General features: G+C 64.2%; 11 protein-coding genes. 1 reads left to right on the top strand and 10 read right to left on the bottom strand.

The genetic code is table 11. The annotated features are described in order from the left end of the window. Positions 1 to 287: 287 nt before the first annotated feature. Positions 288 to 1,250, top strand: coding sequence for a LysR family transcriptional regulator (locus ACE3OH_RS15325; protein WP_374354719.1), 963 nt, complete (start codon positions 288 to 290; stop codon positions 1,248 to 1,250). Here ACE3OH_RS15325 and ACE3OH_RS15320 read toward each other — a convergent pair. The 10 genes from ACE3OH_RS15320 to ACE3OH_RS15275 all read right to left on the bottom strand — a co-directional run. Then, complete coding sequence (locus ACE3OH_RS15320; RefSeq protein WP_374354716.1) at positions 1,220 to 1,684, bottom strand: hypothetical protein; 465 nt, start codon at positions 1,682 to 1,684, stop codon at positions 1,220 to 1,222. The two genes, ACE3OH_RS15325 and ACE3OH_RS15320, sit on opposite strands and share 31 nt — an antisense overlap. Continuing rightward, entirely contained in the window at positions 1,671 to 2,057 is a 387-nt protein-coding gene (locus ACE3OH_RS15315) for a type II secretion system protein (RefSeq protein ID WP_374354713.1), read from the bottom strand. Before ACE3OH_RS15315 ends, ACE3OH_RS15320 begins: the two co-directional genes overlap by 14 nt. Continuing rightward, positions 2,051 to 2,524: a type II secretion system protein gene (locus ACE3OH_RS15310; RefSeq protein WP_374354710.1), complete on the bottom strand. Its 474-nt coding sequence runs from the start codon at positions 2,522 to 2,524 to the stop codon at positions 2,051 to 2,053. The genes ACE3OH_RS15315 and ACE3OH_RS15310 overlap by 7 nt, the downstream gene beginning before the upstream one ends. After that, complete coding sequence (locus ACE3OH_RS15305; RefSeq protein ID WP_374354707.1) at positions 2,521 to 4,440, bottom strand: secretin N-terminal domain-containing protein; 1,920 nt, start codon at positions 4,438 to 4,440, stop codon at positions 2,521 to 2,523. The genes ACE3OH_RS15310 and ACE3OH_RS15305 overlap by 4 nt, the downstream gene beginning before the upstream one ends. Continuing rightward, entirely contained in the window at positions 4,437 to 5,003 is a 567-nt protein-coding gene (locus ACE3OH_RS15300) for a hypothetical protein (protein WP_374354705.1), read from the bottom strand. Before ACE3OH_RS15300 ends, ACE3OH_RS15305 begins: the two co-directional genes overlap by 4 nt. Further along, positions 5,000 to 5,533, bottom strand: a complete 534-nt coding sequence (locus ACE3OH_RS15295) for a hypothetical protein (protein WP_374354702.1) — start codon at positions 5,531 to 5,533, stop codon at positions 5,000 to 5,002. Before ACE3OH_RS15295 ends, ACE3OH_RS15300 begins: the two co-directional genes overlap by 4 nt. After that, entirely contained in the window at positions 5,530 to 6,051 is a 522-nt protein-coding gene (locus ACE3OH_RS15290) for a hypothetical protein (RefSeq protein ID WP_374354699.1), read from the bottom strand. Before ACE3OH_RS15290 ends, ACE3OH_RS15295 begins: the two co-directional genes overlap by 4 nt. 1 nt (position 6,052) lies before the next feature. After that, entirely contained in the window at positions 6,053 to 6,853 is an 801-nt protein-coding gene (locus ACE3OH_RS15285; RefSeq protein ID WP_374354696.1) for a hypothetical protein, read from the bottom strand. Continuing rightward, positions 6,834 to 8,525 (bottom strand): GspE/PulE family protein, encoded by a 1,692-nt coding sequence (locus ACE3OH_RS15280; RefSeq protein ID WP_374354693.1) that lies wholly within the window; start codon positions 8,523 to 8,525, stop codon positions 6,834 to 6,836. The genes ACE3OH_RS15285 and ACE3OH_RS15280 overlap by 20 nt, the downstream gene beginning before the upstream one ends. Continuing rightward, a partial coding sequence (locus ACE3OH_RS15275) for a type II secretion system F family protein (RefSeq protein ID WP_374354690.1) occupies positions 8,522 to 8,960 on the bottom strand: 439 nt, incomplete at its 5' end. The genes ACE3OH_RS15275 and ACE3OH_RS15280, both read right to left, overlap by 4 nt.

The raw sequence follows: 8,960 nt of genomic DNA, 5'->3' as shown, positions 1-8,960 counted from the left end.
AGCGTGTATTTTCTGAATCGCGACGGGATCCAGTTCGAATTCGTAGAATACTTGTCGGATCACAGTGCCCTGCGCAATGACTATGGGGCGCTGCACCTTCCTACTTGATACAGATGGTTCAATGAAATGAAACGGGGCGCTCCTCGCCTGCTGTTTCATTCTGATTTCATTCCTGCTTGATCTGTGTAAATGTATGACGGTGTGATAATATATTTTGCTTTGTAAGTCATTGAAGCGAAAGCGGAACGGTTACGGCCGGATCGCCTGCTACCTGGGTCTTTTACACAATGAACGACTATAGCGAACTGCAATCGATTCACTTCTTCGTGGCCATTGCCGAAGCCGGCAGTTTTTCGGCTGCGGCAAAACTGCTGGATTTCAGTACGGCAGCACTGTCGCAACGGCTCAAACAGCTGGAAAGCCGGCTCGGCGTCCGTCTGCTGGACCGCGACGCACGCGGTATCAAGTTGACCGAAGAAGGCGAGCAATTGCTGGTGCGCGGCCAGGCCCTGCTGCGCGAATTCGACAGCATGATGGAAGAAACGCGCGGCAGCAGCGGGCGCATTGCCGGCTCGCTGCGCATTCACGGTCCGCTTGGGTTCGGCCGCAGCTATCTGGCCAAGATGGTGGCCGACTTTCATGCCCTGCATCCGGCCCTGGATATTTCCCTGACGTTGAGCGATCGTTTTTCCGCCAATCGTGGCGAACGTGTGGATATCGTCGTGCATATCGGTGAATTGCCGGATTCGGACTGGGTGGCCTATCCGATCGCGCCGAACCGGCGTTTTCTGTGCGCCGCACCGCAATTTCTCGCCAGCCAGCCGCCATTCGAGCATCCGGACCAGCTGCGCACCGCACCATGCCTGGTGCTGAAGGAGAATGACGAGGATGCCGGGCTGTGGTCCTTCGAGCGTGCCGGCGAGAATGTATCGGTGCGGGTATCGCAGGCAATGAGCGTCAATGACGGCGATGTCATCAAGCAATGGGCCCTGGCGGGCAAGGGCATCATCCTGCGCTCGGAATGGGATGTGGCTGATGATCTGCGCGCTGGTCGCCTGCTTCGGCTGATGCCGGGATGGGAAGCGCGCGATGCTGATGTGGTGGCCCTGGTGCCGCATCGCACCGGCATGCCCTTGCGCCAGCGCAGTTTTCTCACCTTCATGCAGGAGCGATTCCGGCCCATTCCGCCCTGGCGTGCCGCGGCCGACGTTGATCCCGATCAGGGTGATTTGGCCGCAGTTCTGGTGTAAATGAACTGCCAGTCGCCGATGGTGGCGGCGCTTTCGAAGTCTTTGTAGCGCGCCGGAAAATTCTGGCGCTTGAACGGCGCGCGGGTGCTGGCACTGTGCACGCCGACAATGGCCTGGCCTTCCTTGATCAACACCCACTCGCCGCCGGTTTCCGGGTCGGGGTAGGCCTGGCGCAGATGATGCACCGGCACCGGAAAGCGGTTGTCAGTGAGCAGGTCTTCCAGCCGGGTCGGATACTGGCCATTGCTGCCGGGCGCCTGCATATAGCTGCCTATGGCCTGCCGGTAGGCCTCGCCGATGGTCAGCACCATCGCTTCGCGCTGGCGCTCCGCCCGGCTCGCCTGTACTTCCACCGCCTTGCCCAATAGCAGGCCCATCACCACCAGGATGCCCATCAGCCACAGATAGACCGAGCCGCGTTCACCAGCTCGCATAGGGGCTTCCATCGCTGGCCTGGCCGCTGGCGCCGCTATGGACATCGGCGACATTGCCGCCCATGCCGGCCGGCGGTGGCGTGATGCGCCAGCTATCGGCGCGCTCGGTGAGCGGGTCGACCGGAATTTCGCGCAGATAGCGCAGGGTAACCAGTTCATCGAGCGAGGTCGGAAAGCGGCCGCGATCGGCCTGGAACTGGTCGATCACCTTGCGCATGGTGTGCAGATCGTCGCGCAGCACCGCCTCCTTGGCGCGGTCGATGCTGGCCAGATAGCGCGGCGCCACCAGGGTGAGCAGGGTGGCGACGATGGCCATGGCAATCATCAGTTCCAAGAGGGTAAAGCCGCGCAGGCGGCGAAGGCGCTTCACCATGATCGATACGGTTGCCCATCAAGGCCGATGGCCGGGCTCAGGCTGAATACATCGTAGACATCATCGCCGGCCCGTGGCGCATCGGGCGGCGAAGCATAGCTGCGCAGGCCCCAGCTTTGCTCGGCCGGCACCCGGCTATCGGGAAAAAACGGATCGCGCGGCAGGCGGCGCAAAAAATAGATGCGCTTCTGGTCGGGCGAGGTCTGGTCCGGCACACCTTCCACCAGCACGCGCAACTGCGGCGGGTAGCCGCTATTGCCGACCGACTTGGCGATACGGCCTTCATCGCTGGCGCGCTTGTAGGCATCGATGGCGCCACGGATCTCCCACAATGCCGCACGCAGCGCCTGCTCGCGGTCGCGCTGGCCTTGCAGCTGGGCCAGCGGCAGCGCGGCGCTGGCCAGAATCGCCAACAGGCTCAGGGTGACCAGCAGTTCGATCAGCGTGAAGCCGGCTTGGCGTTTCATGGCTTTGGCGCGGGCGCAGTGGCGGGTGGCGTAGCTGGCGTGACAGGGGCGATGCTGACCGGCGCCGTGCTGACTGGCGCTGTGACCGGATCAATGGCCGGTGCCGGCAGGGCCGGGGTACCGGCTGCCGGAATGCTCACCTGGCTGCCTTGCTTGGGCAGGCGCAACTGTTCGCTGCCGACATTTTCCTCGGTGCCGCTCTGGAACTCGGTCTGGCTGGCATCGGGAATCGCCAGGGTGCGCAGGATGCGTGGCGTGATCAGCAAGACCAGCTCCGATTTGGCGCGCTGACGCTTTTCGCTGGAAAACAGCTTGCCGAGCACCGGCAGCTGACCGAGGCCAGGCAGGCGCGAGGCTGACTCGATATCTTCCTGTTTGATCAGGCCGGCCATCACCTGGGTTTCGCCATCGCGCAGGCGCAGGGCGGTGCTGGTGGTGCGGGTACCGATCTGGTAGGTCAGCAGGCCTGACTTGCTTGGCACTTCCTTGACGATATTCGACACTTCCAGGTTGAGGCGGATGCCGACCTCATCGTCTTGGTAGATCTGCGGCTCCACATCCAGCTTCAGGCCCACATCGAGGTAGGCGACCGACTCGGCCACCGAGCCGGAAGTCGGGTTGGTGGTGGTGGTGATCACCGGCACCTTGTCGCCGATATGAATCTTCGCCTTTTCGCGGTTCTTCACCCGGATGCGCGGATTGGCCAGCGTTTCGCTGGCGCCGTCATTGTGGCGCAGGTTCAGGCTGACGCTGGAGGTGGTCAGCTTCAAGCCATTGCGTCCCAGCGAACGCAAGTCGCCCAGGCTCAGGCTGCTGCCATCCGGTGCCGTTGGCAAGGACAGGGATACCTGATCGGGGTACTGCACACCGAGTTGCGCCAGTTTTTCCCGGCCGATCTCCATCACTTCCACTTCCAGCATCACTTCCGGCTCGGCGATATCGTGGGCGGCGATCAGCTTCTCGGCTACCGCAATCGCCTCGGGCGTATCGCGCATCACCAGCATATTGAGCTTGTCGTCGGTATAGATATCGCGGGTCTTGACGATGGTCTTGACGAGGCCGGCAGCCGCCTTCGCCTCGATATTGTTCAGGTAGAAGGTTTTGACATTGAGCGCTTCCAGATCCTTCTGGCGTGCCGGGGTGGCCGGGTAGATCAGTACCGAGCGGTCGTTGAGGATGCGGCGTGCCAGTTTCTGGCTGGCCAGCAGCACATTGAGCGCATCGCCCAGCGGCGTGTCGCGGGCGAGGATGGAGGCCTGGCCGTCGAGCTTCACCTCGCGGTCGAACACAAAGTTGACGCCGGTGCTCTGGCTCAATACATCGAAAATATTCATCAGCGAGGCATTGCGAAACTCCACCGTCACAGGCGTCAGCAAGGGCGAGTCGGGCGATAGCGGCGACAGATCGCTGCGATTGCGGCTGGTGTCGATTTCGCTAAGCAGCTTGCGCGCGCGCGCATGGCGCGGTGCCTCGCTCAACACCTGCTTGAGCAGGGCGCGCGCCTGGTCGGGCTTGTTGGCTTGGCGCGCCGCTTGTGCCTGGTCGACCAGATCGTTATGGGCGATATCGCGCTCGATCTGCTGCAGCAAGCCTTTGGCGCGCAGATTGCCGGGCTGGATGCGCAGCACGGTTTCCAGCTGGCCCTGCGCCTCGCTGAAGCGCAGGCTTACCCGCATCAGCTCGGCTTCACGCAGCATCCGCTCCACCACTGCATCTCGCTGGCGCAGCCAGTCGCGGCGGGCTTCGGCATTGCCGCTATCGGACTTGGCCAGCTGCTCCAGTGCCAGCAGCGCCTCTTCACTGCGGCCTTCCGCCAGCATCTGGTGGGCAGAGTCGATATTGCGCTGAACCGGGCTGGCGCAGGCACCGAGCAAGGCAATGCTCAAGACGAGCAGGGTAGGGCGGAAGGTGGTCATGGCTGTGGGGCTACCGTGTGTTTCTCGCCGCTGGCGAGATGGGTAAAACTGAGTTGGCCGGCATTGAACTGGTCAAGCTGCCAGCCCTCATTGAGCTTGTCGCCGATATGGGCAATCAGGGGGCTGCCGTGGTAATCGAGATAGATATCGAGCCGGCCATTGCGCTCCAGCTTGCCCAGATAGCGAAACGGCGGACTCAGCGGGGGTGGTGGCGCAATGGTGATGCCGCTATTGCCGATCGGGCTGCCGTCAACCGGGGCGGGCTCTGCCGCTTCGGCCGGCTTGCTGGAGCGGAACGGGTCGGCCACATTGGCCTCGGGCACCTCGCGATGCAGGGCGCTATGCCAGGGGTCATTGCTATTCGTGGCCGGCGCTTGGGCAGGCTGCGTGGTATTGGTCGCCACCGCAACGGTGCTGGCGGGCTGGGGCGGCTTGCCCGCTTCGGCTTGCCGTGCCGGGCTGGCCAGCAGCGCATCATCGCCGCTCTGCAGGCGGCTCGACCAGATCGACAGGCCGATCACCACGGCTAATACTGCCCACCACCAAGGCTTGATCCCCTTCATGGCTTGGCCCCCGGCAGTTCGGACTGATAGTGATAGCTGAGCCGCAGGCGGGCGGTCACCACATCGCTTTGCTCGTCGCGCTCGAACCGCACCTCGTCCAGCACCGCATTGGGCGCCTCGCTCAATACCTTGTTGAGAAAGCGCCGCAGCGAGGGATAGTCGCCTTCCAGCGGCAGATCGACCTGATAGCGCTGCAGCGCCAGGCCGCTCACCGGCTGCAGCTGGTAGTGCGATTCATTGATGGCCAGATCGCTCGATTCGGCGGCAGCATCCAGGGCCGCCAACTGGTCGGGCAGGGTGGCGAGCTTGGGGAAATGCTTGTAGAAATCGGCAACACGACGCGGCCTGGCGCCGCTTTGCTGCTGCGTCTGGCTGGCCTGCGCCAATTTGGCTTGCACACCTGCCAGTTCGGCTTCGGCATTGCGCAGCTTGATGGCCCACAGCAGCACGGCGCCAAGCAGCAACCAGATGCCGAGGCGACCGGCAGCGCCGGCTCGTGCCCATGCATAGCGCAGCCACACCATCATCATGGCGCCACCTCCGGGTTGGCGCCGGCCTGCCAGCGCGCCTGTACCTGAAAGCGCAACACTTCCTTCTCGCCATCCCAATGCTGTTCCAGCAGATACACCTCGTGCAGGCCGCCTTCCTGGCGCAGTTGGCGCAGATAGGCATACAGTGATTCGGCGTCATCGGCCTCGCCGCCAAGCTGCACGCTGGCCTTGTCGCCGGCCTGCGGCAGGATCTGCCCGAGGCGTACCCCCTTGGCCTGGATCTGTTCCAGCTGCATGAACAGCTGCACCCAGGGACGGCGGATCTGCGCACTGAGCTTGTCGGCAGCGGCCAGGGCCGCGCTGTCGTCTTCGCTGACCGGCGCGGCCGGTGCCTGCAGGCGCAAAAGCCGGCCTTCCAGTGCCTCGCGCTCGGCATCAAGCGCACTGAGCCGCCAGCTGGCCGCGCCCACGGCAGCCAGGCCCAGGCCCAGCAGCATGAGTCCGCCAAGGGAAACCGACAAACGCGGCCGTACAAAATCAAGCTGGATCGGACGCATTTCAACAGCCTTGGCAAAACGCCCAGTCGCGATCGCGACGGGGGTCAAAGCCGCGCCGGGCGGGCAGGCGCAGCCAGGTGGCAGACAGGCGGCCAAGGTCGCCGCGCTCGAATAGCGGGGCGGCGATGAATACCGGGGTGCTCAGCGCATTGAGGCTGGCGCTGGCCTGGGTGATCAGGCTGGGCAGGCGCCGCTCCCATGGCTCGGGCAGCACGCGGTTATACAGCTGGCGCCATTGGCCGTTTTCGATATGGATCAGCACCAGGCGGCGTGGCTCCACAACGGCCAGCAGGGCCTCATCGGGCACCTTGTCTGCGAGGCCGTTATAGATGGCGGCAAGCAGGGGCTGCACCGAGCGCAGCTGCATTGTGTGGTGCTTGGCCAGTGCTTCCAGCGCGGCAAACCAGCGTGCGTCGACCGCGCTGGCGATGCGCGCTTCCCCAGGGCGGCATGGCGTGAGGTCGATTTTCCAGCTGGCGCTGGCTTCGCCGTATTGCTCGGCAAACAGGGCTTGCGCCAGGGCGAGGCTGAGCGTGTCGTCGATCAACTCGGCCTGCCAGGGCAAGACCGCAAAGCGTATCCAGCTGCTGGAAATGCGCACGCTGAGGCGGCGGGCGCGGCGTGCGGCCAGCCAGTCGTTCAGGCCGTCAAACTGCGGCACGCCCTCGTGCACCTTCAGGGGCAGGCGGAATTCGGCAATGCGCTGTTTGTTCCAGCCCGACAGCTCGATCACGCTCAGGCTGTCGGCGCCGATGACCATGACCAATTCGCCGCCGAGGCTGCTAGCGAACGAAAGTGACACGGTTGATCTCCTGCAAGGTTGTGTCGCCACGGGCAACGGCGGCCAGCGCAATCTCGCGCAAGGGCCGGCAGCCGGCTTTGCGCGCTTCCGCCTTGATTTCACGCATCGGCGCCTCGCGCAGGATCAACTCGCGCAGGGCATCGTTCAGTTGTAGCACTTCGGCAATGGCAATCCGGCCCAGATAGCCGGATTGGCGGCACTGGGCGCAACCGCGCCCCATGCGGAAGCGGAACTGCTTGATCCAGGCCGGCTGGATGCACGAGGCGATCAACAGGTCGGCCGGCGGGCGGTAGGCTTCGGCGCAATGCGGGCACACCCGTCGCACCAGGCGCTGGCCGAGCACGCCGTTAAGGGCAGATACCAGGCTGTAGCGGTCCACTTCCATATGCAGAAAGCGGCTGATCACATCGAACACGCTGTTGGCGTGCACGGTAGATAGCACCAGGTGACCGGTCAGCGCTGCCTGCACCGCGATCTGCGCGGTTTCGCCGTCGCGGATTTCACCGACCATGATGCGGTCCGGGTCATGGCGCAGCACCGAGCGCAGGCCGCGGGCAAAGGTCAGGCCTTTTTTCTCGTTGACCGGAATCTGCAACACACCGGGCAGCTGGTATTCCACCGGGTCTTCAATGGTGATCAGCTTCTCTTCCGGCGTATTCACTTCCGACAGCGCGGCATACAGGGTGGTGGTCTTGCCGGAGCCGGTCGGGCCGGTCACCAGCAACATGCCATAGGGCTCGCTGGCCAGGGAGCGAATGGTGGCGCGGGTGCCGGCGTCAAGGCCGAGGCTTTCCAGGGTGAGACCTTCCATCTGGCTGGTCACCGCCTGCTTGTCCAGCACGCGCAGCACCGCGTCTTCACCGTGGATGCTGGGCATGATCGACACCCGGAAATCCACCTCGCGCTCGAGGATGAATGCCTTGAAGCGGCCATCCTGCGGCACGCGCCGCTCGGCGATATCGAGCTCGCTCATGATCTTCAGCCGCGAAATTGCCTGTTCGGCCAGTTCCACGCCATTTACCGTGCTGGCAGGGTGCAGCACGCCGTCGATACGGTATTTGACGCGCAAGCCATTGGGCTCGCTCTCGATATGGATATCGCTGGCGCCACTTTTCAGGGCGTCATACAGGGTGGAATTGACCAGCTTGACCGCCGCACTGCTCTCTTCGGCAATGCGCGCCAGATTGATCACCTCGATGGCTTCGCCGCGCTTGCGGCCGTCGGCTTGCGGCAGCAGGCCATCGATGGCGCGGCGGCCTTCTTCCAGGGCGCTCAGGCGCTCGCGCAGCGGCTCTTCGTCGCATAGCGCCAGCTGGTAGGCGCCATCGAGCTTGTGCTCCAGCCAGTGCATCAGGCCGGCTTGCAAGGGGTCGGCGACGATGGCGATGGTGCGGTCCTTGTGCCGCACCGGCAGGCACAGGCGCGCCATGGCATCGGCAAACGGCAGGCGCGAGAAATCCGGGCTCAGGTCGGGCAGCTTTTGCGCTGGCACCAGGGGAATGCGCAGGGTGCTCGACAGCGCGGCCAGCACCGCCTCCTTGCTGGACTTGGACTGGGCCACCAGGGCCGAAAGCAGCGAGAGACCGCCGGTTTCGGCGGTCATGCGTGCGCGCGCCAGCTGCTCGGCACTGAGCTTGCGTCCCAGGGTGTCCAGCGGCGGGCTGGTGCTCATTGCAGGCTCCCGGCCAGGTCGAAGATCGGCAGATACATCAGCAGCACGATCATGCCGATAAAGCCACCCATCAGCAGCATCAGGATCGGTTCCACCAGCTTGGCGGCGGCATCGATAAAGCGGCTCAGCTCTTCATCGTGGAAGGCGGCGGTGCGCTCCATCATTTCGCCGAGTTGGCCGGTGCGCTCGCCCACCCGCAATAGCCGCAGCGCCACCGGCGTAGTCAGGCCGGCGGTGGCCAGGGTGTCGGCCAGCGGCTGGCCCTGGCGCAGCGCGCCAATCGCCTTGAGTAGCGGCGCGCGCAGGCCGGGGTGCAGCAATTCGGCCACCCGCTCGAAGGCGATCACCAGCGGAATACCGCCCTGCAACAGCATGCCGGCGGCGCGATAAAAGCGCGCCAGCTGGAAAAGCTTGAGCCGCTCACCGAGGCCCGGG

It is taken from the genome of Chitinimonas sp. (genome assembly GCF_041904975.1).
GTDB lineage: Bacteria > Pseudomonadota > Gammaproteobacteria > Burkholderiales > Chitinimonadaceae > Chitinimonas.
The sequence above is the reverse complement of the archived record's forward strand: the minus strand, read 5'-3'. Positions and strand labels throughout refer to the sequence as shown.